Consider the following 24575-nt stretch of genomic DNA (forward strand, 5'->3'; position numbering starts at 1 on the left):
CAGTTTTGAAAGGATAATCCCTTTGTACCTTGAAAACTGAATCGCGAAAGTAAAGCTTAGAATCATCCTTATAATAATGATGGTTTAAAAGGCCACTTTGGGGACTTTTAAACTACCGCTAGGTTAAGCTAGTAAGAGCACACGGAGGATGCCTAGGCGCCAGGAGCCGACGAAGGACGTGGCGAACGACGAAATTGCCTCGGGGAGCTGTAAGCAAGCATCGATCCGGGGATGTCCGAATGGGGAAACCCGGCTGCTGTAATAGGCAGTCACTCACACCTGAATACATAGGGTGTGAAGAGGCATACGAGGGGAACTGAAACATCTAAGTACCCTCAGGAAGAGAAAACAATAGTGATTCCGTCAGTAGCGGCGAGCGAACGCGGAAAAGCCTAAACCGGAGAGCTTGCTCTCCGGGGTTGTGGGACGTCTCACATGGAGTCAGAAAGGTGTTTATTAGACGAAGAGGTCTGGAAAGGCCCGCCAAAGAAGGTAATAGCCCTGTACTCGAAAGTAAATGCCCTCCGAGACGGATCCCGAGTACCGCGGGACACGTGAAACCCCGTGGGAATCCGGCAGGACCATCTGCTAAGGCTAAATACTCCCTGGCGACCGATAGTGAAGCAGTACCGTGAGGGAAAGGTGAAAAGCACCCCGGAAGGGAGTGAAATAGAACCTGAAACCGTGTGCTTACAAGAAGTCAGAGCCCTTTATGGGTGATGGCGTGCCTTTGTAGAATGAACCGGCGAGTTACGTTTACGTGCAAGGTTAAGGTGAAAAGCCGTAGCCGCAGCGAAAGCGAGTCTGAATAGGGCGAATGAGTACGTAGGCGTAGACCCGAAACCGTGTGATCTACCCCTGTCCAGGGTGAAGGTGCGGTAACACGCACTGGAGGCCCGAACCCACGAATGTTGAAAATTCGGGGATGAGGTGGGGTAGCGGAGAAATTCAATCGAACTCGGAGATAGCTGGTTCTCCCGAAATAGCTTTAGGGCTAGCCTCGGAGGAAGAGTCGTGGAGGTAGAGCACTGATTGGGTGCGGGGCCCGCCAAGGGTTACCAAGCTCAGTCAAACTCCGAATGCCATGGACTTATTATCCGGGAGTCAGACAATGGGTGCTAAGGTCCGTTGTCAAGAGGAAACAGCCCAGACCATCAGCTAAGGCCCACAAAATGTGGCTGATGGTGGTGCAAATGCCGCCGAAGCTATGGATTGATGCTTTTATGCTGCATCAGTGGTAGAGGCGTTGTGTACCGGGTTGAAGGCAGACCGGAAGGACTGCTGGACTGTACACAAGTGAGAATGCCGGTATGAGTAACGAAAAGACATGTGAGAATCATGTCCGCCGAAAGCCTAAGGGTTCCTGGGGAAGGCTCGTCCGCCCAGGGTAAGTCGGGACCTAAGGCGAGGCCGAAAGGCGTAGTCGAAGGACAACAGGTTGAAATTCCTGTACCACCGTAGCCGTTATGAGCAATGGGGGGGGACGCAGAAGGATAGGGACGCGAGCTGATGGATGCTCGTCCAAGCAGTGAGGCTGGTCAGTAGGCAAATCCGCTGACCGTAAGGCTGGGCTGTGACGGGGAGGGAAAATTACAGTACCGAAGGTCTTGATTTCATGCTGCCAAGAAAAGCCTCTAGCCAGGTAAAGGTGCCCGTACCGCAAACCGACACAGGTAGGCGAGAAGAGAATTCTAAGGCGCGCGGAAGAACTCTCGTTAAGGAACTCGGCAAAATGACCCCGTAACTTTGGGAGAAGGGGTGCCCCGGTAGGGTGAATAGCCCGAGGGGGCCGCAGTGAATAGGCCCGAGCGACTGTTTAGCAAAAACACAGGTCTGTGCGAAGCCGTAAGGCGAAGTATACGGGCTGACGCCTGCCCGGTGCTGGAAGGTTAAGGGGAGAGTGGTTAGCCGCAAGGCGAAGCTATGAACCGAAGCCCCAGTAAACGGCGGCCGTAACTATAACGGTCCTAAGGTAGCGAAATTCCTTGTCAGGTAAATTCTGACCCGCACGAATGGCGTAACGACTTGGGCGCTGTCTCAACGAGAGATCCGGTGAAATTTTAATACCTGTGAAGATGCAGGTTACCCGCGACAAGACGGAAAGACCCCATGGAGCTTTACTGCAGCTTGATATTGGACTTTGGTACGGTCTGTACAGGATAGGTGGGAGCCTGAGAAGCCGGAGCGCCAGCTTCGGTGGAGGCGCCGTTGGGATACCACCCTGATCGTATCGGAGTTCTAACCTGGGACCGTGGAACCGGTTCGGGGACAGTGTCAGGCGGGCAGTTTGACTGGGGCGGTCGCCTCCTAAAGAGTAACGGAGGCGCCCCAAGGTTCCCTCAGAATGGTTGGAAATCATTCGAAGAGTGCAAAGGCAGAAGGGAGCTTGACTGCGAGACCTACAAGTCGAGCAGGGACGAAAGTCGGGCTTAGTGATCCGGTGGTACCGCATGGAAGGGCCATCGCTCAACGGATAAAAGCTACCCTGGGGATAACAGGCTTATCTCCCCCAAGAGTCCACATCGACGGGGAGGTTTGGCACCTCGATGTCGGCTCATCGCATCCTGGGGCTGAAGTAGGTCCCAAGGGTTGGGCTGTTCGCCCATTAAAGCGGTACGCGAGCTGGGTTCAGAACGTCGTGAGACAGTTCGGTCCCTATCTGTCGCGGGCGTAGGAAATTTGAGAGGAGCTGTCCTTAGTACGAGAGGACCGGGATGGACGTACCGCTGGTGTACCAGTTGTCTCGCCAGAGGCATAGCTGGGTAGCCAAGTACGGAAGGGATAAGCGCTGAAAGCATCTAAGCGTGAAGCCCCCCTCAAGATGAGATTTCCCACATTGGTAAGACCCCTTGAAGACGACGAGGTAGATAGGTTGGAGGTGGAAGTGCAGCAATGCATGGAGCTGACCAATACTAATCGGTCGAGGGCTTATCCTAAGTAAGATGATTCGCAAGACGAACTTTCGCATTCAGTTTTTAAGGTACAATACCTTATCAATTATATATTCCCTGATAGCTCAGTCGGTAGAGCACTCGGCTGTTAACCGAGTTGTCACAGGTTCGAGTCCTGTTCGGGGAGCCATGGAGAGATGTCCGAGTTTGGTCGAAGGAGCACGATTGGAAATCGTGTAGGCGTCACAAGCGTCTCGAGGGTTCGAATCCCTCTCTCTCCGCCAGTATGGCCCGTTGGTCAAGCGGTTAAGACACCGCCCTTTCACGGCGGTAACACGGGTTCGAATCCCGTACGGGTCACCAATCATGTCTTGCGACTGGTAAAAATTGAGGGTTGAAATCAACCCCAACAATCTGTTAAGATATATTAGTCGCTACAATATGGACGCTTAGCTCAGCTGGGAGAGCATCTGCCTTACAAGCAGAGGGTCGGCGGTTCGATCCCGTCAGCGTCCACCATATTATCGCGGGGTGGAGCAGTTCGGTAGCTCGTCGGGCTCATAACCCGAAGGTCGCAGGTTCAAATCCTGTCCCCGCAACCAATCTGGAGCTGTGGTGTAGAGGCCTAACATGCCTGCCTGTCACGCAGGAGAACGCGGGTTCGAATCCCGTCAGCTCCGCCATTATACTTATATTATTAGGCTCGGTAGCTCAGTCGGTAGAGCAGAGGACTGAAAATCCTCGTGTCGGCGGTTCGATTCCGTCCCGAGCCACCATAATAGGCTTATGCCGGTGTAGCTCAGTTGGTAGAGCGGCTGACTTGTAATCAGTAGGTCGTGGGTTCGACTCCTATCGCCGGCACCATCATGGAGGATTAGCGAAGTGGCCAAACGCAGCAGACTGTAAATCTGTTCCCGTACGGGTTCGGTGGTTCGAATCCATCATCCTCCACCATACATAGGGGCATAGTTTAAAGGTAGAACAGCGGTCTCCAAAACCGTTAGTGTGGGTTCAATTCCTGCTGCCCCTGCCAATCCAATAATTTCATAATGTGGCGGTCGTGGCGAAGTGGTTAACGCATCGGATTGTGGCTCCGACACTCGGGGGTTCGATTCCCCTCGATCGCCCCATACCTTTGGGGATTAGCCAAGCGGTAAGGCAACGGACTTTGACTCCGTCATGCATAGGTTCGAATCCTATATCCCCAGCCATTTATGCGGACATAGCTCAGTGGTAGAGTATCGCCTTGCCAAGGCGAGGGTCGCGGGTTCGAATCCCGTTGTCCGCTCCAGATGGCGCCATAGCCAAGTGGTAAGGCAAAGCTCTGCAAAAGCTTTATTCCCCAGTTCGAATCTGGGTGGCGCCTCCAACTCATTTCTTTCTGAGTGATATGTGCCCTTAGCTCAGCCGGATAGAGCGTTTGACTACGAATCAAAAGGTCAGGAGTTCGAATCTCTTAGGGCACGCCAGATTAACTTCATATGCCGGTGTGGCGGAATGGCAGACGCGCGCGACTCAAAATCGTGAGGGAAACCGTGGAGGTTCGAGTCCTCTCACCGGCACCAGTTTTAACACCAAGACACCTGAAGGGTGTTTTTTTGTTTATATTGAAAACTTGACCGTACATTGTACGGAGACAATGAAATGCAACGTATAGCTAAGTTCCTCCCCGTTCGTACAGGTGGCGAGCATGCTTCAGCCGGATTACTGCCTTTCTGAAGAGTACATAAGAGTCTGTGACGACGCTGAGGGCGTAGAAACCCTGTGCGGGCACTTGCATGGAGCAATCCGGCGGAACAACCTATACAAGAAGAAGCCTTGCCATAACAATTCAGGCAAGGCTTCTTTATTATGATGTATATGGTGTATACTCTATACGTCTAAAAACGCCTTATTCTGCTTGGGGATTCTCGGTGTCGCCTGATACTGCAGGTGGAGCTTCCACCGGGACCGCAGAACGTTTTGCTTGTGGAGTGCCTGCTCCATTCGTCAGACGCTGAATCATTTTTTCGACATCAAGTCCGGACACATCCTTCAACATTTGCGGGGCCGTCGCCATCAGTTGGGTTACATAGTTGCTAACGCGGGCCGCCCCTTCTCCGTTGCCGGTATCCACGACAGTCAGCTTGTCAATCTGCTGCAGCGGCTCGGCAATCTTGCCGGCCAGTTCAGGCAGCATCTTCATGACGATATCGAGCACCGCTGCTTCGCCGAATTTCTCGAACGCTTCGGCGAGCTTCTGCTTCGCTTCGGCTTCTGCCAGACCGCGCAGCCGGATGACTTCGGCTTCCGCGGTTCCCCGTGCCCGTTCGGCGTCCGCTTCCGCCATACCGGTGAGGCGCTTCTGCTCCGCCATTGCCTTCGCTTCCGCCTCGATCCGATACTGCATCGCATCGGCTTCAAGCACTTTCTTGGATTTATCGGCTTCTGCGGACTGAACGACGGCGTAACGCTCGGCGTCTGCTTTCTTCTTCACTTCAGCATCATACTGCTTCTCACGGCGCAAAATTTCTTTAGCTTCGAGGTCAATTTCCCGTTCTTTCCGAACGAGCTCGACCCGCATTTGCTCTTCGACGACGCTTTGCTTGGAACGGGCTTCCTGCACGTAATACGCTTGGTCGGCTTCCGCACGGGCCATATCCTGATCCTTCTTAAAGGAAGCTACCTTCAATTCCTTCTCCTTCGCTGCTTCGGCGATGTTGGTATCGCGCAGCAGTTCGGCCTTCATTCCTTGCTCCTCGGCATTGGCCTTCTGAATCCGCGAGTCTCTCACCGCTTCGGCTTCCGCGATTTCAGCGTCGCGCTTCACGGCCGCAATCCGCGGCTTCCCGAGCGCATCCAAGTATCCGTGCTTGTCGCGTACGTCTTTGATGGTGAAGGAAACGATCTGAAGCCCCATCTTCTTCAAATCTTTGGCGGCCACAGACTGGACTTCCTGTGCAAAACGATCGCGGTTACGATAAACTTCCTCGACCGTCATTGATCCAAGGATCGCACGAAGATGTCCTTCCAATACTTCCTGCGCTTCGCTCTTGAGCGCTTCCGTCGGCTTGCCGAGGAATTGCTCGGCTGCCGTGGCAATATCTTCTACCGAACTGCCGATCTTAATGATGGCGACCGCGTCGGTCATCACCGGAACGCCTTGCTCGGTATATACTTCCGGTGTCATGACATCGAGCTTATGAGATAATAAGGACAAGAATTGCGACTGTTGAAACACCGGAAGAATAAATGCGCCGCCACCGCGGACAATTTTCATCTTGCGCCCCGTTTCATCGGCGCTGACATTTTTGGTACCGAGATACGTCCCGGTCACGATCATCGCCTCATCCGGGCTGACCGTCTTGTAGCGGGCCCAGAATGCGAGGCCCAGCACGAGGATGACGCCGATTACAATCACCGGCACCATGATCGCTTCATTGAATTCCATGGCATACAGCTCCCTTTTCTATGTAAATTTGTAGTGAAACCGTAATTAGCGTATTCCTGAATCAGTTTTCTTGAAGGCTGAGCATTTCTTTGGTAAGAGGGGATACATACAGCGTGTCTTCGGCGACGTTAATGACGACAACCGTCGTTCCGGCAGGAATGTTGTCCTTATCGAAAGAAGCGGCAATTTGATTCGTCAAGCCGGCTCCGATTCGCAATGTCACTTCCCCGTATCCGACGGAAGGAATCGAAATGCTGACTTCTCCGACTTTGCCAACCAAGTCCTGAATGGAGAAGCCGGTAGAGCTCTCTGTATTGTGCATTGGGCGAATATAGAGGAAATACATAAGAAGGCAGACAATGAGCGCGCCGGCGATAGCGACCACAAGAATGAGCGTGGACTGCCAAGCCGTATAACGGTTCAGCAGAATGCCAATTGCGCCAAAAGCCGTTAGCCCGCTCACGAGCACCGTCGGCTGCAGAAAAGGCAGCCCGTCTCCAAAAATGGAATCGAACGCATGACTCAATATTTCCCCGAATATCAAGGTAACAACGGAATATAAAATACCGAAGATGAACAGACCCCAAAATAACGTGTCCATGGCATTGCTCCTTTCGCCTGCCAGAGTCAGGCCCGATAGTTCGGAAAGCTTCCTATGATAATATATACGCCGAATCACGCACGGAGTTTCAAATTACCTTCCCTCGAGTCCAGCCCCGGTTGACCTTGAGACGGTCTGTCCCCCCGACCTGAGTCCAGTACGAAAAACCGCCCCCAGCCTGTTTTGAACAGAAGGGGAATCCCCTAAAATAAAGACATAAGCAAGGCACAATGAAAGGTGGTGACAAACCGAATGCAAATGAAAAAAGGCAACTCGTTCGCTATTATCTTGATAGCATTGGGAGCGTTCATTCTGCTCAGCAAGTTTGGAGTTCACTTGGGAAGCTGGTTCGGCTACTTGTTCCCGATTCTGCTGATTGTACTCGGTTATTATGGAGTCAAGGCAGGGAATTCGTTCTTCGGATGGGTCTTCATCATATTGGGCTCCATCACATTAATCGGCAAGCTATCCTGGCTCATCGGCATTTTCATCGCCATCGGAATGATTGTGTTCGGTATCTCAATGCTGAATAACAAACGAAGTGGCCATCATTACTGAACAGGAGACAGCAACGTATTTGGATGAAGGAGGGACAGAGAGGCATGAGCAATATTTTGAAAAGGGTTCGCGATATTACACTGGCAACGCTCAATGAGCGGCTTGACAAAGCGGAAGACCCTGTCCGGTTAATCGACCAATTCCTTATGCGCACTCGGCAGGACATCGCGGAAGCGGACCGCTTATATCAACAGTATGTGGTGCACGCGAATCAAATGAGACATCAGATGAATCAGGCCAATGAAATGAGAGAGCGCCGCGAGCAGCAAGCGATGCTGGCCTTGAAGGCGGGAGAGGAATTCGCCGCTAGGATTGCACTCCAAGAAAAAATGATGCATGACGAGAAAGCGCGGCAGTACGAGGATCTCTACAATAAAAGCAAGGAATCCATCCTGGAGCTGGAAGAACAGCTGAACATACTCAAGAGCGAATATCAGACCGTCTATGACAAGCGGCAGTATTACTTCGCTCGCATGCAGAACATACGGCTTCAGCAGCAAATGAACCAACGCTTTGGCCAATATGGCTACGGGCAGGTGGACGGCATGTTCCGCCGGCTGGAGGATCGCGTATCCGACATGGAGTGGGAAAACACAAGCCTTCAAGAGGTGCGCCGCTCCAACGGAACATCACCTTACGGCGGGAATACCGAAAGAGACATTGCACTGCAGCGTGAGATGGAACGTCTGCGCAAGAAATTGGACACTGCGAAGGAGTGACATGAACCATGAACAAAAAATTGTACCGTTCGGTTCGTGACCGGAAGTTCTGCGGTGTACTCGGAGGAATCGCTGAATGGTTGAATATGGATGCGACGCTGCTGCGCATACTGTTCGTCCTGGGCGTGTTCTTCACGGCATTCTCCCTGATACCCGTCTACTTCATCGTAGCGCTTGTGGTTCCGAAAGAGCCATTCACGACATACGGACCATATAATTACGGTGGAGGACCGTATCAGAATTCGAACGGATATTACGGAAATGACGGCGGCTATCCTGGTGGTGGCTACAACGGCAATAACAGCTGTAACAGCGGCTACAATAACGGCCGGAACGATTACAGCAGCTATGGATCCTACGGAACGAAGCCGAACGGAAGCAAGACTCAATATGATTCCCCCATCGATTCGATGATGGATGATATTGAAAGAAAAGCAATGCGCAAAGAACTTCAAGAACTTCGCGAGAAAATTGCGAAATACGAGAAAGGGGATAAGTAAAATGGGAGTATTCAAACGAATTAAAGATATGACGAAAGCGTCGATTCATGAAATGTTGGACAAGGTGGAAGATCCGGTAGTTATGCTTAACCAATACCTCCGCGACATGGAGCAGGAGATTCGGGAAGCTGAAGTAACGGTAGCGAAGCAAATGGCAAGCGAGCGCCGCATCAAGCATCGCTACGACGAAGCGATTCGGATGGTGGCTGACCGCGAAGTCCAGGCTGAGCGCGCTCTCGTATCCGGTCATGAAGAAGCAGCCCGCAAATACTTGGAAGAAAAATTGTACATCGATCAAAAAGTTACGGAATATGCAGAATTGCATGCCCAAGCGAAAGCGCAAGCCGATGAGCTCATGCAGCAGCTGCATTCGATGAAAGACGAGTTCTACAAGCTGCGCAACAAGCGCAACGAACTGTCTGCTCGTGCTCAAATGGCGAAAGCCCGCAAGCAAATGGCTTCCATTACAAGCGTTCACAGCATCGAATCGGGCGAAGCTTCCCGCGGATTCCAACGCATGGAAGAGAAGATTATGCAGCTTGAAGCGGAAGCGGAAGTCACCCGTGTACCGTACGGCGGATATGCAGCCACGACCTATCAACCACCGGTAGATGTTGAGAAGCAAATGAAAGTCGATGAGCAGTTGGAAGCATTGAAACAAAAATTGAACCGCAGCGAATAACCCCTTGGGACTTGGACGCGGTTATGATATGCTAACTAAGGAGCTTACGGCGATGCCCCCGCATCGCCGTTAAGTTTCGTTGTAAGGTTTTCCGGCACAACTCTATTGATTCTGAGCGACAGGAGGTGCGTCATGATAAAGGGGAACAATCGTTTACTTGCATATTTGCTCATTATCGCGGGACTGTTCATTCTGATTGGCAAATGGATTAGCTTCGGAACCTTTGTCGCCCTGTTCATGCTGTACCTCGGCATTAGCAAAGTAAAATCCGAGGAGCTTCGTCTCGGCTATACTTTGCTTGGTATCGGGGGAGCTATCCTGTTGTTGGAGCATCTGATGCTGTTTGTCGGCATCATTCTCATATCGCTCGGTATTTTTTATTCTCGGACCCGCTATGAACAAAAGCACGAATGGATGCAGAAGCGTCCCGATCTGACAGCGAATCTCAAATGGGATCGGGAGCCGTTCCATTTGCACAGCCAGAGCTTGTGGCATGTGATCGGAGAGAGCGACATCGACTTGTCGCTCGCGATGATGGAGGAGCCGGAGACGATGCTCTTGTTCCAAGGCGTGCTCGGAGATATGGACATTTCGATTCCTGACGATATCGGAGTCAAAGTGGAAGCGACGGTCTTGTTCGGACAGATCAATGCGGGTCAGCACCGGGAGACCGGCTTGCTCAACAAATGGGCCTATACTTCGCCGAATTATGAACGCTCGGAGCAGCGGGTGAAACTTCGCATCTCTTACATCGTAGGAGATATTGATATCCGATTGCACGCGTAATATGGAGAAGATGCTGCAGAAAGGAGATGCAAGCCGGCAATGGAACCGAAAAAACAGACGAAAAATATGGTTGTGCGCTTGATGGGCGAGACGCTTCTCCTTTCCTTTGTCCTGTTTTTCGTCATTGTTTATTTAATGCAATCATATGGATATGTCAAACCGTTCGAAACCTGGCTGGCCGGCGTGAAATCGACGCTGTCTGTCTTAATCGTCGTAGCCATAATTGCGGCGATTTTCGGCTTTTTCCAAGGTTTTCGCATGAAACGGCGGATTGAGCTGCTGCGCGAATCGATGCTGCTCTTGGAGAAGGGCAATCTGTCCCGGCCGATGCCGGACCTGGGAGACGACGAGATCGGCCAACTGGCCGATCAATTGGGCAGGGTGAGCAAGCGCTGGGAGGAACAGGTGACCTCCTTGCAGCGGTTATCCACGAATAACGCCCAATTAGCCGAACAGGCCAGGATATCGGCCATTATGGAAGAGCGTCAACGCTTGGCGCGGGAGCTGCATGACGCCGTGAGCCAACAATTATTCGCGATCTCGATGACGGCTACGGCGGTGCGAAGGACGCTGGACAAAGATTTTGAGCGAGCGGAGAGCCAGGTGGAGCTTATCGAGGAAATGGCCTCGGTAGCCCAATCGGAAATGAGAGCGCTGCTGCTCCATCTCCGGCCGGTTCACCTGGAAGGCAAGGGCCTTACGCAAGGTGTCGCTGAACTGATTCGAGAGCTTGAAGCGAAGGTGCCCATTCAGATTCAATATGAGATGGACGAGCATATTACGCTGTTGAAGGGCGTCGAGAATCATTTATTCCGTATCGTGCAGGAAGCATTATCGAATACGCTCCGCCATTCCAAGGCGACCCGCATGGAGATCAAGCTCCAGGACCGAGGCGATTATGTGCGTTTATTCATTCGCGATAATGGCGTCGGCTTCGAATGGGATGACAAAAAGCAAGCGAGCTACGGCTTGCGTACGATGCAGGAGCGAATCAATGAGATCGGGGGCTCGGTGCAATTCATTACGGCGCCGAACAAAGGCACCCGCATTGAAATACGCGTTCCCGTCGTCAATGAAGAGAGCGGGCTGAAGGACGAAGAGGGCAGCGATGGCCCAGGAGGTGAGGATGCCTGATATGGACACAGATATCAAAGTATTGCTCGTAGATGACCATGAGATGGTGCGCATCGGATTGGCAGCCGTATTGAGCACCGAGGATGGCATCGAGGTCGTTGGCGAGGCAAGCAACGGCGAGGAAGGAATCCGCTTGGCACAAGAGTACAAGCCGGATGTCGTGCTGATGGATCTGGTTATGGAGGGGATGGACGGCATTGAGACGACGCGCAAGCTGCTGAGCCTGTATCCCGACTGCAAGGTCATTGTGCTGACCAGTTACTTGGATGACGAGAAAATGTACCCTGTCATTGAAGCGGGAGCGTTCAGCTATCTGCTCAAGACGTCACGTGCAACGGAAATTGCCGAGGCTATCCGTGCCGCCGCTCGGGGACAGTCCGTTCTCGAATCGCAGGTCGCCTCGAAAATGATGAACCGCTTCCGCCAGCCGAAGCCTACGCAAGCCGCCCATGAACAACTGACGGACCGGGAAATGGATGTACTGCGATTGCTTGCCCAAGGCAAGTCCAACCAAGATATCGCCGATGACCTGTTCATTGGAATCAAGACCGTGAAGTTCCACGTCACGAATATCCTTGCCAAGCTGGGCGTGGAGGATCGCACGCAAGCCGCCATTTACGCTTACAAGAACGGCCTGGCTGAATAACGGATGACCCGACCTTAAAGGCCGGGTTTTTTTGTGCTCGCGGAAGGCCCAGGAGGGGGACAATAAGGAAACGCGAATGGAGTGTGATAAGTGGCAGAACCGGGTGACGATACCCGGTTCTGTCTGCAGGAGGGGCGTGCAAGGAAGCAGCCGTTAGCCGTTATTGTGCTTCTGGCAACAACTCGATGGGGAGCGGCAGGAATTCGGGGAGGAGAAGCAGAATGAGTGTTACACGAGCAAAAGAAACAAGAGCGCGATAAGCGTCAGGTCGAGTTCTATCCGGCCGCGGCCATACAGGCCCGAGTGTGGGCCATGATGCGAAGCTGGAAAGGCTCCCTTGGGTTGAAGGGAGGTCACCCTGCCCTTCTTCCCGCTGCATGGCTTGCATGGGCGCTTGACGGGCTTGCAAGGCCGCTTGACCGGTTTGACCCGCCGCTTGTGCGGCTTTTTCTTGGGCTCGCATTCTTCCTCAACAATCGGAATTACCTCTTCGGGAACTTCTTCTTCGTTCAGAATGATTTTGCCGTCCCGGCAGTGGCTGAGACGGCCAATGAACTGGCGGCCATCATGGGTAACGGCACACACGGTCCGCCCGCAATGCGATCGGATGACTTCTTCATCCAATGGAATAGGAATCACGTTACATACCTCCTTCTATAGCGGGAATGTTCTGTCATCAGTCTATTCATTGGAGGATATTGGCGCATGGACATTGACCTAGGAGAGAAGCGCCTAATTTTGCAGCATGGAATGTGCTCCCTATCGGTGAATCAATTATCCATATGAATATGGAGGCGGTTACGGTGAGACTGGTTCGCAGAACGAAGACTCCGGTCATTGGATTGCTTCTGTTGGCGTTGTGCGGCGCTGTCGCAGCCGCCTGGAGCAGCGATGCCTGGAAGCCGGCCCCATCCGCGATTGCGCCGGCATCGTCAGAGGTGGCGAAGCGGCTGCAAATGTTGTGGGTGCTGGCAGAATTGAGCGGAGAGCGGAAGTTCAGCTCCGCGATAACGGTTCAGGGCAGCTTTCTCGCTGAAGAAGGACTGGCGGCCGAAGTAGACCGCTGGCGGCGGGAAGCAGGCATCATGAGCACTCTCGACCCTAGGCAGGAACGGGGAAGGAAAGTGTATCGCGGGACGTATAATACGGCACCCTATCAAGGGGATGTGCTGTTGTTCCAGGAGAACGACGGGCGGATTTATTATACGGTCAAATTGTCGGCGGAAGCGAAAGGAGGCATGGCCCGTACGGCGGAAGAAGCGGAGCGGCTGCTGCGCCAGCTTGGGGAAGCGAAGATTGGGGCCGATTGGAACGCGACCGTCCGTGCGGCAACAGGGGCTTCCTTGACCGACGGCTTCGCAGCAGCGGAGAAGGCATTGGCGGAGTGGGGAACGGCCGTACCGCTCGACCGGTATGAAGATGACCGCACGATCAGCGTGACGTATGAGACGGACTATATGGGGGCCGGCGTCGCCATGAAGGGGCGGCAGGCCAATCTGCAGGTTGCGGCCCATGAGGATCGGGAACGTGGAGAGACACGGTTGTCTTTTGGCACGCCGCTTATCGCGGGGGAGTATTGATTCGACCTTTTTCGCTAACCCGTGGCGTCAATCTGACAAGTATGCTAAAATGTCATCACATTCGAAATGTGTGATGTCAAGTCTATAACAGAGTGTAAGGATGATGGAGAGAGATGACTGTGATGCATAACCAAGAATCCCAACTGGCTGAAGGCGCCGTCTTTTTTATATTCGGCGCGACCGGTGATTTGGCACGCCGCAAATTGTTTCCTGCCATTTACAGCTTATATCACGAAGGCAAATTAGGTGAGCGGTTTGCTGTCATCGGCTTGGCCCGCCGTGGACGTACGAATGATGAGTTTCGCGATGATGTGCGCGCGTCCATTGAAGAATTTTGTCGTTATCCGATTCCAAATGATGAAGTTTGGAGCCGCTTTGCGCAGCATTTCGAATACAAACCGCTTGACATCAACAATGTGGAGCGCTTCAAGGAATTACGGATACAGACCGAGCATATTGAACGGGAATTCAATATCCCGGGCAACCGCCTGTTCTACTTGGCGCTGGCGCCTGAACTGTTCGGCAGCGTCTCATTGAACCTGCGCGACGGCGGAATGCTCGACAGCGAAGGCTGGCATCGACTGGTCATTGAGAAGCCGTTCGGCTATGATTTGCCGTCGGCTCAGAAATTGAACGAAGAATTGAGCCATGTGTTCAAGGAAGAAGAGATCTACCGCATCGATCACTATTTGGGCAAAGAGATGGTCCAGAACATTGAAGTGATTCGATTCGCGAATGCCTTCTTTGAGCCATTGTGGAACAATAAGCACATCGCCAATATCCAGATTTCGCTGGCCGAGACGGTCGGCGTCGAAGAGCGCGGCGGCTATTACGATCATGCTGGAGCGCTGCGCGATATGGCCCAGAACCATATGCTGCAAATGCTGACGATGATCGCGATGGAAGCGCCTAGCCGGCTCCATCCGGAAGATATTCGCGATGAGAAGGTGAAGGTGCTTCGCTCTCTGCGCCAATTCGAGAATGCCGACGACGTGATGCGCAATGTCGTGCGCGGCCAATATGCGGCCGGCGCGTTGAACGGCAAGCCGCTGCCGGCGTACCGGGAAGAAGAGAAAGTGAACCCTGCTTCCGTCACGGAAACGTACTTCGCGGCCCGTCTCTATGTGGACAACTTCCGCTGGGCAGGCGTTCCCTTCTATATTCGCACCGGGAAGCGGCTTCCGGTCAAAACGACCGAGGTCGTCGTGGAGTTCAAGAACATGCCGACGAACGTCTATCTGTCGCAAAAGCATAAGCTGGAACCGAATCTGCTCGTCATTCGGGTGAACCCGATGGAAGGCATTTATGTCAAGATCAATGGCAAGAAGCCGGGAGCCGACGCCAGCGTGCAGCCGCTCGCGATGGATTTCTGCCAGAGCTGCATGGTCGGCATCAATACGCCGGAAGCCTATGAACGGCTTATCTTCGACGCGGCGCGCGGCGACTCCACTTATTTCACCCGGTGGGATGAAGTGGCATCGGCCTGGTCGTTCGTCGACAAGATCGCCGGAGCCTGGAAGGCATCCAGCGAAGACCTGCATCTGTATCCGGCAGGGTCTTGGGGACCGGAGCAAGCCGACAAGCTGTTGGCCGAAGACGGCTTCCAGTGGTGGCCGGTGAATGGACAAGAGGAAAGCCAGGTCATATGGAATAAGTAAATCAACAATAAGAGAAGGCTGTGCTCCCGACGGGAGCACAGTTTTTTTAGGCCAAAGCGGGTTGAGTCGTTCATAGCTTTTCCAGATTACTAGATTAAAATATAATATTCCTATAAATTCACTCGGAAAAAAAGATTGTGTTCTATCAAAAGATAGTTATACTATAAAATATAAAGTGTGTTACAATTTTCGGGGGGAATCGACATGAAACGCAACAAGTTATGGCTCGCACTCTTATTATCTTTAGTCGTTGCGGTGGTCAGCGCCTGCGGTGGCAGCCAGACGCCGGCTCCAGATACGGCTTCCGGCACCGATACGGGAGGAGAGCCGAAGAGCGGCGGCAGCATCATTATCGCGGTTCAGGATGATCCGCGAGTGATGAATCCTGTCTATGCCGGGGACCGGGTAACATTGACCATTAACCAATCGTTGTTCGCTCCTTTATATCATATCGATAACGGCGAGAAGAAATTCGTCCTGGCCGAAAGCTTGACTCCTTCGGAGGACTCGCTGACGTATACGCTGAAGCTGCGCGAAGGCTTGCAATGGCATGACGGGCAGCCACTGACGGCGGACGATGTCGTCTTTACGATGAACAGCATTTTGGATGAGAAGCAGCACAGCTCGGATCGGGCTAACTATGTATTCAATGGCAAGCCGCTGACGGCGAAAAAAGTGGATGATCTGACGGTGGAATTCGTGCTTCCGCAGCAATCGGCTTCGTTCGAAGGTGTACTGGCCAATTTCAAGCCAATTCCGAAGCATGTGTTCGAGGGTGAAGCGGATCTGGAGAAGAGCAGCAAGAACGACCAACCTATCGGATCGGGTCCGTTCAAATTTAAGGAATACCGCGCAGGTGAATATGTGACGCTGGAGCGGTTCGACGATTATTTTGCCGGCAAGGCGTATCTGGATTCGGTAACCTACCGCGTGGCGAAGGATTCGAACTCCGCCAACCTGGCCCTTCAGAACGGCGAGCTGCAAATGCGCATGATCGACTCCGTTGACTATGCCAAGCTCGACAACACCGGCAAATTCAATCTGGTGACGTATCCGGAAGGACGCCTTATCTATATGGTGTTCAACCAGAACGTCGATGTGATGAAGAAGAAGGAAGTGCGCCAAGCTATTGCGTACGCCTTGAATAAGGAAGAAATGATTACGGCAGCCTTCGGCTCGACGGAATTCGCGGAACCGGCCGCTTCGATCTTCACGCCGGACACGCTGTATCAGACGACGGATGTCGCCACCTACGATTACAATGTGGAGAAAGCGAAGGAGCTGCTCCAGCAAGCTGGCGTCAGCAACCTGAAGCTGCGTCTCGCGTATGTGAACTCGAACAAGCCACAGACCAGCAAAGCGCTGTATATTCAGCAGCAGTTGAAGGAAGTCGGCATCGACGTGGAACTGATGGCGCTCGATATCGCGGCTTTCGGCAATATGTCGCTCGACATGAACAACACGAGCTATGATATTTCGTTCGGCGGCTATATTATGGGCTACGAGCCGGATGCATACAAATCGCTCTATATGAGCGATGCGGCTTACAACTATGCTCATTATAAAAATTCGGACTTCGATGCGCTGTGGAACCAAGCGGCCGTCGAAATGGACAAAACGAAGCGCGGCGAGCTGTACAAGCAGATCCAGCAAACTGTCGCAGACGAGATGACCGTGTACCCAATCGCGTACGGTAAAGCGATCGTGGCGGTAGACAAGCGCTACGGCGGGTTGGAAGAAGCCATTCCGAAGCCGGTTGTTATGTTCGAGGATTTGTCCAAAATTTATGTGAAGTAATCTCTCGGAACCGATCATCATAAGGTAGCGGGAATTGAATCGAGAATTCGCGGGCGCTTGAAACGTTATCGTTTCAAGCGCTCTTTCGGAGGGAACCTGTGTGCAGAAATATATCGTGCGACGCGTTCTTCAAGCCATACCGCTATTATTCTTCATTTCTATCGTGTCGTTCGCGCTGATTAAGCTGGCTCCGGGAGATCCGGTCAATTCGTTCGTGACGCCCGATATGAACAAGGAAGACGTGGAACGGATAAGGGAAAGTCTCGGCTTGAACCTTCCGGTCTATATGCAATATTGGATCTGGCTGAAAAATGTGTTCATGGGCAATCTAGGCTACTCCCTGACCAGTCACCGGCCTGTGCTGACGCTGATTGTGGAGCGTCTTCCGGCCACGATTGGCTTAATGGGGGCGGCTCTCTTGTTGTCTTTGCTTATCTCCGTGCCGCTTAGCATGTACGCGGCTTCCCGGAAAAACCGCCCGGTCGATCGTGCGCTCGGGCTTGTATCGTATATCGGAATCTCGATCCCGAGCTTCTGGTTCGGGATCATGCTGATCTATTTGTTCGCCGTCCAGCTCAATTGGCTGCCGAGTATGGGAATGCGGACCATCGGCGTCGACTCGGTGTGGGATGTGCTGAAGCATGGCATCCTGCCGTGCACCGTGCTCTGCTTCATGAACGTCTCCGTCTATATGCGCTATGTCCGATCGAATACGATCTCGCAGCTGGAAGAGGATTATGTGCAGATTCAATATGCCTACGGCTCGACGCGAGGCACGGTCCTGCGGCGCCATGTGCTCAAGAACGTGCTGCTCCCGATTATTACGATTCTCGGGATGTCCTTCCCGGAATTGATCGCCGGGGCGTTCATCACTGAGTCGGTATTTTCCTGGCCTGGCATGGGATCGCTCGGAATTACCGCCGTGTTCGCCTTGGATTATCCCGTCATTATGGGGATAACGATGTTCTCGTCGGTCATGCTCGTGATCGGGAATCTGGCCGCGGACGTTCTGTATGGCGTAGTCGATCCGCGCATTAAGACGATGAGGTGATTGTGATGAACCGAATGAAATGGCGTAACGTACTTACCCAAGTGAAAGAGCAAAAGGCCGCCATTGCCGCGATCATTCTCCTTGCCGTCTTTGCACTCGCCGCGATCTTCGCCTTCCTTGTGCCGTACGACCCGAACAAGATCGTCGTGACGGAGCGGCTGCTGCCGCCCAGCGCCGCGCACTGGTTCGGAACGGATGATTACGGCCGCGATTATTTGGCGCGGGCGCTCTACGGCGGACGCGTCTCGCTCAGCGTGGGCTTCCTGGCGATGGCGATCGCTGTTATCGTCGGCACCGCCGTCGGTACGGTGAGCGGTTATTTTGGCGGCTGGATCGATAATGTGCTGATGCGGATGGTCGACATTTTGATGTCGATTCCGTCTTTTTTCTTAATGCTGATTCTTAACGCGTATCTCAAGCCGGGCATTACGACGATTATTCTCATTATCGGCATGCTCAGCTGGATGAATATCGCCCGGATCGTGCGGGCGGAGACGCTGTCGGTCAAGGAGCGGGAATATGTGCTCTATGCCCGGGTATCGGGACAGAATACGCTCGCTATTATTTTGAAGCATATTGTGCCCAATATTATGTCTACGATTATCGTGGCCGCGACGATTAACATCGCCTCGGCGATCTTGATGGAATCTTCGCTCAGCTTCCTCGGCCTGGGCATCCAGCAGCCGAATTCGTCCTGGGGCAGCATGCTGAACAATGCGCAAGGATTTATCGGAGAAGCGCCTTATCTGGCCTTGTTCCCGGGCTTGTTCATCTTGCTGACGGTCCTCTCCTTCAACGTGCTGGGCGATGTGTTCCGCGTCGCATTCGAGCCGAAGGCGAACAAGAGGTAATGATGGAAGACAGATGGAGAAGGGCTATGGAATTCACAGAGAACGGGAGTGGGACCAATGACTGAATTGCTGTCCGTCCGACAATTGAGAACATCGTTCATGACCCGGGACGGCGAAGTGCAGTCCGTCCGCGGCGTCAGCTTCGATGTGCGCGAGGGCGAGGTCATCGGCATCGTCGGCGAATCGGGAAGCGGCAAAAGCGTGACGGCCAAGTCGCTTATCGGCCTGATTCCGCCTCCGGGCGTCATCCGAGAGGGGGAAGTCCTGTACCGGGGCGAGAATCTGCTCGCCCTGCCGGAGAAGCGGCTGCGGCAGATTCGGGGCAACCGCATTGCGATGATTTTCCAGGACCCGATGACATCCTTGAACCCGGTCGTCAAGGTCGGGGCCCAGATCATCGAGGTGCTGCAGCGGCATAAGAAGCTGAGCAAGCAGGCGGCCCGCGCCGAGGCGATCGAGCTGCTCCGCAAAGTCGGCATCCCTTCGCCGGAGGAGCGGATCGATCAGTATCCGCATGAATTCAGCGGCGGAATGCGCCAGCGGGCGATGATCGCGATGGCGCTCTCCTGCCAGCCGGAGCTGCTCATCGCCGACGAGCCGACGACGGCGCTGGACGTGACCATCCAGGCTCAGATTCTCGGCCTGATGAAGCAGCTTCGGGATACGACCAACACGGCGATTCTCCTGATCACCCATGATCTGGGCGTCGTGGCCCAAGTATGCACTCGTGTCGTCGTCATGTATGGCGGCCTGATTATGGAAGAGGGCACGGTCCATGATATTTTCGAGCGGCCGATGCATCCGTATACGCAAGGGCTGCTGCGCTCGATCCCGAAGGTGACGGATGGGGAGCGGGAACGGCTCTTCAGCATTGAAGGCACGCCGCCGAATCTGCTGCATCCGCCCGGGGGTTGTCCGTTCCAGGACCGGTGCCCGCATGCGATGGAGCAATGCCGGCAGCTGCCCCCTTATGCGGTAACAGAGACGGGCCATCGTTCGCTCTGCTGGCTGCAGCAGGATGCGCTGGGCGTTACGCTGGAGGCGGTCAATCCAGAGGAGGTGGGGCAGCATGAGTAAGCCGGACCAGGCGCTGCTGGATGTGCGGGGCTTGAAAAAGTATTTTTATACCGCGAAAGGGCTGTTCGGTAAAAACAAGCAGACGCTGAAGGCGGTCGATGATGTCAGCTTCCAGATTCGGCGCGGAGAGACGTTCGGGCTCGTGGGCGAATCCGGCTGCGGCAAGTCGACAACAGGCCGCTCCATCGTCCGCCTGTACGATGTGACCGCAGGCGAGATTCGGTTCGACGGCACCGATCTGGCTCATCTGAGCGAACGGGAGCTGAAGCCGTTCCGCAAGCGGATGCAGACGATTTTCCAGGATCCGTATTCATCGTTGAATCCGGGCATGAACGTGACCCAGCTCATTAGCGAGCCGATGGAGATTCACGGCTTCGGCACGAAGGACGAGCGGCGGGAGACGGTGCTGGAGCTGCTGAACAAGGTCGGGCTGAAGCCCGAGCATGCGGAACGGTATCCGCATGAATTCAGCGGCGGCCAGCGGCAGCGGATCAGCATCGCGCGCGCCTTGTCCGTCAAGCCGGAGTTCATTCTGTGCGACGAGCCGATCTCGGCACTGGACGTATCCGTGCAGGCGCAGGTGGTCAATATGCTGGAGGATCTGCAGGCGGAGTTCGGATTGACCTATCTGTTCATCGCCCATGATCTGTCCATGGTGCGCCATATTTCCGACCGCATCGGCGTCATGTATCTGGGCAAGCTGGTCGAGCTGGCGCCGAGCGATGAATTGTACAATCATCCGGCTCATCCGTATACGCAAGCATTGCTGGCGGCTATCCCGGTGCCGGATCCGAATGCGGCCAGCGGCGCCGGAACGATGCTCGAAGGCGATCTGCCGAGCCCGTTGGCGGGATCGGCCGGCTGCCGCTTCGCCTCGCGCTGTCCGTTCGCCACGGATCGATGCCGTCAGCAGGAGCCGGAATGGAAGGAGATCTCGCCGGGACATTTTGCGGCTTGTCATTTATATGAAGAGAAATAAGGAGGCAGGGACAATGGGGAACGAGGCACGGTTGTCGCAAAACACGGCGATTCTGCTGGAACGCGCCCGGCGCAAAGGATTTACGGACGAGCAGTTGCTGGGCATCATTCGCTCCGGCGACGTTAGCCCGCTGACGAAGGTGAATGAGGAGTGGTATACGTACGATGATTTTCTGACGTATGCCGCTGAGCATGGCGAGTTGTTGGAACAGGCGGTCGCGGAAGGCTACCGCATTACGTTCAATACGATGAACGGATTGAAAATATGGCTGGAAACGCGCTTCGGCATCGAGGAAGGTATCGATTTCACCCGGGGAGAAGGGAAATATACCGGGCTGACGCTGTCTGAAGCGGACCTGGAGGCGCTTCGCTCCGGGCTGGCCGCGAATTGGGTTATCCTCGAAGAGGGAGAGGCATCCGGGCCGAAGCGGACGGTTACGCTGTCCGTGCGGGCCTTGAGCGGGCTGCAGTAAGGAATAAGAGCAAGATATAATCAGTCATTAGTAGAGAAGATAGGGACGAGAAAAGCGAACAAGCCGCCCGTGTCTCCGCAGAGGGAGATGCAGGCGGCTTGCGCTGTGTTAGGCAACCCGTTGGGCGGCAGCGGGAAGATCTGTTGCGGCTAAGGTCGTCATGCCAGTCTCATGCCAGTCCATGTCAGCCGCCGCGGGAAGTTCAATCCCGGAGAAGCTCGACGGCTAGCAGCCGGGCATCTCGTCCGGCTCCGCAGAGGAGAGCCGAACTGCGCGCCTGCTGCCACGGCATGCCAATGACGTACAGAGCGGCGGCCGGCGTGCGATGTCCATGATAGATGAGGTGGCCGCGAGCGTCCAGCGTTCCCGGAACATGGAGCCAGCGATAATCCGGCCGGAAGCCGGTCGCCCAGACGATGGCCGCTGGCCGGAAGGAGGCATGATCCTTGAACAGCACGGCGGCGCCGTCTTCCCCGCTGCCGACCGCTTCCGGGAACAGCCGAATCCGCCCGGCATGGACCGCATCCCGCAGCTCGTATCCGAAGATCGGATCTCCCTTTCTCCGCAGCCATCCTGCCCGCTTGCCGCCCGCCGGCGCATGCAGCAGGGTGAGCCGGTCCATCCATTCGAAGGTGCTCCGGTTCAGCAGCCGCAGCGGCAAGTGCCGGACCGGTCCGCGAGCGGACAATACCGTCATGCGGCTCTGCGACAGTTCAAACGCAATCTGGGCTCCGGAATTGCCTCCGCCGACGACAAGAGCCGGCCCGTCAGGCAATTGCGATGGCCGCTGATATTGGCTGGAATGGAGCTGGGCAATGCCGCTGCCAAGCGATGCGGCCCATTCCGGTATATATGGATTGCGGAAGGGGCCGCAGGCCACAACCAGCTTCCGGCAGCGCAGCGGCTGCTCCTGACCCCGGAGCGTGACTAGGAACGAGGGCGGGCCACAGCTGCCGTCTGCAGCCGCCGCGACCTGTTCGACGGTGCTTTCCAACCGCACGGGCAGCTTCCCATGCTGCGCATAGCGCTCCAAATAATCGGCAATCTCGTCCCGTCCCGGAAAGCTTTCCGGATCGCCTGGCAGCGGAAGTCCCGGTAATTCGCTATATTTCCGCGGCGTGAACAGGACGAGAGAATCATAGCGTTCGCGCCAATTGTCGCCAATTCGGGAATGCCGCTCGAGCAGCAGCAGCGAGAGGCGGGGCTGACGCCGGATCAATTCGGCCCCGAGCGCCAGTCCGGCTTGCCCTGCCCCGATGATGAGCACGTCTACATATTGCTGCGCCTGTGTTGCTTCCATGGCAATCCCCTTTCGGTTATAAGTGGTAGGATGCCATCATTATAACATTCAAACTAATGTTTGAATATAGAGGGCAGAAAAATATTATATTTGGCGCTCCCATGAAAATATTTTTGCCGATATCGCAAAAGATGTGTGCATTGTCCATTTATGGGCATCCCTGTTTTGTGATACAATAACGAATACGTGATTTTAGATGAGAGGGCTATGTCTAATGAGCAAATCATTATCTGAAGAATTGAAGCAAGAAGTGGAGAAGCGGCGCACCTTCGCGATCATCTCCCACCCGGACGCCGGGAAGACGACCTTGACAGAGAAGCTGCTCCTGTTCGGGGGAGCGATCCGCCTCGCGGGAACCGTCAAAGCCCGCAAAGCGAGCAAGCATGCGACGAGCGACTGGATGGAAATCGAGAAGCAGCGCGGCATCTCGGTTACGTCGTCCGTCATGCAGTTCGACTATAGCGGCCATCGTATCAATATTCTTGATACCCCGGGCCACCAGGATTTCAGTGAGGACACGTACCGGACGTTGACGGCCGCCGACAGCGCGGTCATGCTGATCGACGTGGCGAAGGGCGTCGAGAATCAGACGATTAAGCTGTTCCAGGTCTGCGCGAAGCGGGGCATCCCGATCTTCACGTTCATCAACAAGCTGGACCGCGAAGGACGGAATCCGTTCGAGCTGATGGAAGAGATTGAGCAAGTGCTGGGCATCCGTTCGGTTCCGATGAACTGGCCGATCGGCATGGGACGCCAGCTGTGCGGCGTGTACGACCGCATGAAGAAGCAAGTGGAGCTGTTCCAGGGCGACGACCATTCGGTCATTAAGGTGGAGAAAGTAGATGATTACCGCGATCCGGTCATCCGGGATATAGCGGGAGAGCATTTGCATGACCAGTTGTGCGAGGAGTTGGAGCTGCTGGACGTAGCCGGAGACGAATTCGATTATGAGAAAGTGAAGCGGGGCGAGCTGACTCCGGTCTTTTTCGGCAGCGCGATCAATAACTTCGGTGTGCAGACCTTCCTGGAGAACTTCCTCCAATTGGCGCCGAAGCCGGCTTCGCGTCAATCGACGGAAGGCCCGATCGAGCCGACGAATGAGAAGTTCACGGGTTACGTGTTCAAAATTCAGGCGAACATGAACCCGGCCCACCGCGACCGGATTGCGTTCCTGCGTATCTGCTCCGGGAAGTTCGAGCGGGGGATGAGCGTCAAGCATGTGCGCGTCGGCAAAGACATCAAGCTGTCGCAGCCGCAGCAATTCCTCGCCCAGGACCGGGATATCGTAACGGAAGCCTATCCTGGCGATATTATCGGGCTGTTCGATCCAGGCATCTTCCGCATAGGGGACAGCTTGAGCCAGGGAGGGGTCGTCACATTCGACGAGCTCCCGATTTTCTCGCCGGAAATTTTTGCTCGCGTCACGGTCAAAAACGCGCTCAAGCATAAGCAGTACCAGAAGGGCGTCGACCAGTTGACTGAGGAAGGAACGATTCAGGTGTTCCATTCCGCGAGCGTCTTCGAGGAGACGATACTGGGCGTTGTCGGCCAGCTTCAGTTCGAGGTGTTCGAGTATCGGATGAAGGCGGAGTACGGGGTCGACGTGCAGTTGATGAAGCTGCCTTACCAATTCGCGAGATGGGTGACGGGACCGAATATCGATCCGTCCAAATTCCGCATCAATTCGCAGCTCGTCAAAGACAAGTCCGGCAACTTCGTCGCCTTGTTCGAAAATGAATATGCGATGCGCACGGCAATGGACAAAATGCCGGAATTGAATTTCCTGGAGACGGCGCCGTAACACGTAACAGATTGGTATTCCAAGAATTAGCGAACCCCCTCATTCAAGATGATGAGGGGGTT

20 protein-coding genes, 16 tRNA genes and 1 rRNA gene are annotated in these 24575 nt (G+C 54.4%); 33 read left to right on the forward strand and 4 right to left on the reverse strand.

Annotation, left to right across the window (positions count from 1 at the left end):
- Window positions 1-121 precede the first annotated feature (121 nt).
- The 17 genes from FLT43_RS22815 (at window position 122) to FLT43_RS22895 (ending at window position 4456) form a co-directional block, all read left to right on the forward strand.
- Window positions 122-2936 (forward strand): 23S ribosomal RNA (locus tag FLT43_RS22815).
- Between the two features lie 69 nt (window positions 2937-3005).
- Window positions 3006-3081: transfer RNA gene (locus FLT43_RS22820), tRNA-Asn, on the forward strand.
- Window position 3082: 1 nt separating this feature from the next.
- Window positions 3083-3175: transfer RNA gene (locus FLT43_RS22825), tRNA-Ser, on the forward strand.
- Window positions 3176-3179: 4 nt separating this feature from the next.
- Window positions 3180-3254 (forward strand) — tRNA-Glu (locus tag FLT43_RS22830).
- Window positions 3255-3334: 80 nt separating this feature from the next.
- Window positions 3335-3410: transfer RNA gene (locus tag FLT43_RS22835), tRNA-Val, on the forward strand.
- A 6-nt stretch (window positions 3411-3416) separates the two neighbouring features.
- Window positions 3417-3493, forward strand: a tRNA-Met gene (locus tag FLT43_RS22840).
- Between the two features lie 4 nt (window positions 3494-3497).
- Window positions 3498-3574, forward strand: a tRNA-Asp gene (locus FLT43_RS22845).
- Between the two features lie 17 nt (window positions 3575-3591).
- Window positions 3592-3667: transfer RNA gene (locus FLT43_RS22850), tRNA-Phe, on the forward strand.
- Window positions 3668-3679: 12 nt separating this feature from the next.
- Window positions 3680-3755 (forward strand) — tRNA-Thr (locus FLT43_RS22855).
- A gap of 4 nt (window positions 3756-3759) precedes the next feature.
- Window positions 3760-3845 (forward strand) — tRNA-Tyr (locus FLT43_RS22860).
- A 5-nt stretch (window positions 3846-3850) separates the two neighbouring features.
- Window positions 3851-3924: transfer RNA gene (locus FLT43_RS22865), tRNA-Trp, on the forward strand.
- A 21-nt stretch (window positions 3925-3945) separates the two neighbouring features.
- Window positions 3946-4021: transfer RNA gene (locus tag FLT43_RS22870), tRNA-His, on the forward strand.
- Window positions 4022-4027: 6 nt separating this feature from the next.
- A tRNA-Gln gene (locus FLT43_RS22875) sits at window positions 4028-4102 on the forward strand.
- A 5-nt stretch (window positions 4103-4107) separates the two neighbouring features.
- Window positions 4108-4182: transfer RNA gene (locus tag FLT43_RS22880), tRNA-Gly, on the forward strand.
- A gap of 3 nt (window positions 4183-4185) precedes the next feature.
- A tRNA-Cys gene (locus FLT43_RS22885) sits at window positions 4186-4260 on the forward strand.
- Between the two features lie 23 nt (window positions 4261-4283).
- A tRNA-Arg gene (locus FLT43_RS22890) sits at window positions 4284-4360 on the forward strand.
- A 14-nt stretch (window positions 4361-4374) separates the two neighbouring features.
- Window positions 4375-4456, forward strand: a tRNA-Leu gene (locus FLT43_RS22895).
- Between the two features lie 326 nt (window positions 4457-4782).
- On the opposite strand, the gene FLT43_RS22900 is transcribed toward FLT43_RS22895, so the two are convergent.
- Both FLT43_RS22900 and FLT43_RS22905 read right to left on the reverse strand, forming a co-directional pair.
- Window positions 4783-6321: a flotillin lipid rafts scaffold protein FloT gene (locus FLT43_RS22900; RefSeq protein ID WP_087440905.1), complete on the reverse strand. Its 1539-nt coding sequence runs from the start codon at window positions 6319-6321 to the stop codon at window positions 4783-4785.
- Between the two features lie 61 nt (window positions 6322-6382).
- Window positions 6383-6922: an NfeD family membrane protein gene (locus tag FLT43_RS22905; RefSeq protein ID WP_087440904.1), complete on the reverse strand. Its 540-nt coding sequence runs from the start codon at window positions 6920-6922 to the stop codon at window positions 6383-6385.
- A 252-nt stretch (window positions 6923-7174) separates the two neighbouring features.
- Between FLT43_RS22905 and FLT43_RS22910 the strand changes: the two genes are divergently transcribed.
- From FLT43_RS22910 to FLT43_RS22940, 7 genes are all read left to right on the forward strand, one after another.
- The gene (locus FLT43_RS22910) at window positions 7175-7480 is read left to right on the forward strand and encodes a LiaF transmembrane domain-containing protein (protein ID WP_087440903.1); all 306 of its coding nucleotides are present in this window, start codon (window positions 7175-7177) and stop codon (window positions 7478-7480) included.
- A gap of 44 nt (window positions 7481-7524) precedes the next feature.
- Window positions 7525-8199 (forward strand): PspA/IM30 family protein, encoded by a 675-nt coding sequence (locus tag FLT43_RS22915; protein ID WP_087440902.1) that lies wholly within the window; start codon window positions 7525-7527, stop codon window positions 8197-8199.
- Window positions 8200-8207: 8 nt separating this feature from the next.
- Window positions 8208-8699 (forward strand): PspC domain-containing protein, encoded by a 492-nt coding sequence (locus FLT43_RS22920; RefSeq protein ID WP_087440901.1) that lies wholly within the window; start codon window positions 8208-8210, stop codon window positions 8697-8699.
- A 1-nt stretch (window position 8700) separates the two neighbouring features.
- Window positions 8701-9381 (forward strand): PspA/IM30 family protein, encoded by a 681-nt coding sequence (locus FLT43_RS22925; RefSeq protein WP_087440900.1) that lies wholly within the window; start codon window positions 8701-8703, stop codon window positions 9379-9381.
- A gap of 132 nt (window positions 9382-9513) precedes the next feature.
- Entirely contained in the window at window positions 9514-10167 is a 654-nt protein-coding gene (liaF, locus tag FLT43_RS22930) for a cell wall-active antibiotics response protein LiaF (protein WP_087440899.1), read from the forward strand.
- A gap of 39 nt (window positions 10168-10206) precedes the next feature.
- Complete coding sequence (locus FLT43_RS22935) at window positions 10207-11301, forward strand: HAMP domain-containing sensor histidine kinase (RefSeq protein ID WP_087440898.1); 1095 nt, start codon at window positions 10207-10209, stop codon at window positions 11299-11301.
- A gap of 1 nt (window position 11302) precedes the next feature.
- On the forward strand, window positions 11303-11947 hold the full coding sequence (locus FLT43_RS22940; protein ID WP_087440917.1) for a response regulator transcription factor: 645 nt from the start codon (window positions 11303-11305) through the stop codon (window positions 11945-11947).
- 228 nt (window positions 11948-12175) lie between these two features.
- Here the strand turns inward: FLT43_RS22940 and FLT43_RS22945 are convergent, their stop codons facing one another.
- Window positions 12176-12586: a hypothetical protein gene (locus tag FLT43_RS22945; protein ID WP_127510889.1), complete on the reverse strand. Its 411-nt coding sequence runs from the start codon at window positions 12584-12586 to the stop codon at window positions 12176-12178.
- 164 nt (window positions 12587-12750) lie between these two features.
- Here FLT43_RS22945 and FLT43_RS22950 point away from each other — a divergent pair, with 164 nt between their 5' ends.
- The 8 genes from FLT43_RS22950 (at window position 12751) to FLT43_RS22985 (ending at window position 21412) form a co-directional block, all read left to right on the forward strand.
- Window positions 12751-13527 carry a YwmB family TATA-box binding protein gene (locus tag FLT43_RS22950; RefSeq protein ID WP_244194049.1) on the forward strand — a complete coding sequence of 259 codons (777 nt, stop codon included), beginning with the start codon at window positions 12751-12753 and terminating at the stop codon, window positions 13525-13527.
- 113 nt (window positions 13528-13640) lie between these two features.
- Window positions 13641-15185, forward strand: a complete 1545-nt coding sequence (gene zwf / locus FLT43_RS22955; RefSeq protein WP_087440896.1) for a glucose-6-phosphate dehydrogenase — start codon at window positions 13641-13643, stop codon at window positions 15183-15185.
- Between the two features lie 204 nt (window positions 15186-15389).
- On the forward strand, window positions 15390-16982 hold the full coding sequence (locus tag FLT43_RS22960; RefSeq protein WP_087440895.1) for an ABC transporter substrate-binding protein: 1593 nt from the start codon (window positions 15390-15392) through the stop codon (window positions 16980-16982).
- 100 nt (window positions 16983-17082) lie between these two features.
- Window positions 17083-18033, forward strand: coding sequence for an ABC transporter permease (locus FLT43_RS22965; protein WP_087440894.1), 951 nt, complete (start codon window positions 17083-17085; stop codon window positions 18031-18033).
- A 5-nt stretch (window positions 18034-18038) separates the two neighbouring features.
- Window positions 18039-18884, forward strand: coding sequence for an ABC transporter permease (locus FLT43_RS22970; RefSeq protein WP_087440893.1), 846 nt, complete (start codon window positions 18039-18041; stop codon window positions 18882-18884).
- Between the two features lie 57 nt (window positions 18885-18941).
- Window positions 18942-19961: an ABC transporter ATP-binding protein gene (locus FLT43_RS22975; protein ID WP_087440892.1), complete on the forward strand. Its 1020-nt coding sequence runs from the start codon at window positions 18942-18944 to the stop codon at window positions 19959-19961.
- Entirely contained in the window at window positions 19954-20940 is a 987-nt protein-coding gene (locus FLT43_RS22980) for an ABC transporter ATP-binding protein (RefSeq protein WP_087440891.1), read from the forward strand. The genes FLT43_RS22975 and FLT43_RS22980 overlap by 8 nt, the downstream gene beginning before the upstream one ends.
- A gap of 13 nt (window positions 20941-20953) precedes the next feature.
- On the forward strand, window positions 20954-21412 hold the full coding sequence (locus FLT43_RS22985) for a hypothetical protein (protein ID WP_087440890.1): 459 nt from the start codon (window positions 20954-20956) through the stop codon (window positions 21410-21412).
- A gap of 202 nt (window positions 21413-21614) precedes the next feature.
- Here FLT43_RS22985 and FLT43_RS22990 read toward each other — a convergent pair whose 3' ends face one another.
- Window positions 21615-22712, reverse strand: a complete 1098-nt coding sequence (locus FLT43_RS22990) for a flavin-containing monooxygenase (protein WP_087440889.1) — start codon at window positions 22710-22712, stop codon at window positions 21615-21617.
- Between the two features lie 214 nt (window positions 22713-22926).
- Here FLT43_RS22990 and FLT43_RS22995 point away from each other — a divergent pair, with 214 nt between their 5' ends.
- Window positions 22927-24513 (forward strand): peptide chain release factor 3, encoded by a 1587-nt coding sequence (locus FLT43_RS22995; protein ID WP_087440888.1) that lies wholly within the window; start codon window positions 22927-22929, stop codon window positions 24511-24513.
- The last annotated feature ends 62 nt before the right edge of the window (window positions 24514-24575 follow it).

It is taken from the genome of Paenibacillus thiaminolyticus (assembly GCF_007066085.1).
GTDB lineage: Bacteria > Bacillota > Bacilli > Paenibacillales > Paenibacillaceae > Paenibacillus_B > Paenibacillus_B thiaminolyticus.

Bases quoted from the DNA above. Each gene is read 5' to 3' on its own strand.
- FLT43_RS22975 (WP_087440892.1), top strand. From the start codon at position 18,942: ATGACTGAATTGCTGTCCGTCCGACAATTGAGAACATCGTTCATGACC.
- FLT43_RS22995 (WP_087440888.1), top strand. From the start codon at position 22,927: ATGAGCAAATCATTATCTGAAGAATTGAAGCAAGAAGTGGAGAAGCGG.
- FLT43_RS22915 (WP_087440902.1), top strand. From the start codon at position 7,525: ATGAGCAATATTTTGAAAAGGGTTCGCGATATTACACTGGCAACGCTC.
- zwf (WP_087440896.1), top strand. From the start codon at position 13,641: ATGACTGTGATGCATAACCAAGAATCCCAACTGGCTGAAGGCGCCGTC.
- FLT43_RS22920 (WP_087440901.1), top strand. From the start codon at position 8,208: ATGAACAAAAAATTGTACCGTTCGGTTCGTGACCGGAAGTTCTGCGGT.
- FLT43_RS22960 (WP_087440895.1), top strand. From the start codon at position 15,390: ATGAAACGCAACAAGTTATGGCTCGCACTCTTATTATCTTTAGTCGTT.
- FLT43_RS22940 (WP_087440917.1), top strand. From the start codon at position 11,303: ATGGACACAGATATCAAAGTATTGCTCGTAGATGACCATGAGATGGTG.
- FLT43_RS22910 (WP_087440903.1), top strand. From the start codon at position 7,175: ATGCAAATGAAAAAAGGCAACTCGTTCGCTATTATCTTGATAGCATTG.
- FLT43_RS22990 (WP_087440889.1), bottom strand. From the start codon at position 22,712: ATGGAAGCAACACAGGCGCAGCAATATGTAGACGTGCTCATCATCGGG.
- FLT43_RS22925 (WP_087440900.1), top strand. From the start codon at position 8,701: ATGGGAGTATTCAAACGAATTAAAGATATGACGAAAGCGTCGATTCAT.
- FLT43_RS22935 (WP_087440898.1), top strand. From the start codon at position 10,207: ATGGAACCGAAAAAACAGACGAAAAATATGGTTGTGCGCTTGATGGGC.
- FLT43_RS22900 (WP_087440905.1), bottom strand. From the start codon at position 6,321: ATGGAATTCAATGAAGCGATCATGGTGCCGGTGATTGTAATCGGCGTC.
- FLT43_RS22905 (WP_087440904.1), bottom strand. From the start codon at position 6,922: ATGGACACGTTATTTTGGGGTCTGTTCATCTTCGGTATTTTATATTCC.
- FLT43_RS22980 (WP_087440891.1), top strand. From the start codon at position 19,954: ATGAGTAAGCCGGACCAGGCGCTGCTGGATGTGCGGGGCTTGAAAAAG.
- liaF (WP_087440899.1), top strand. From the start codon at position 9,514: ATGATAAAGGGGAACAATCGTTTACTTGCATATTTGCTCATTATCGCG.
- FLT43_RS22985 (WP_087440890.1), top strand. From the start codon at position 20,954: ATGGGGAACGAGGCACGGTTGTCGCAAAACACGGCGATTCTGCTGGAA.
- FLT43_RS22970 (WP_087440893.1), top strand. From the start codon at position 18,039: ATGAACCGAATGAAATGGCGTAACGTACTTACCCAAGTGAAAGAGCAA.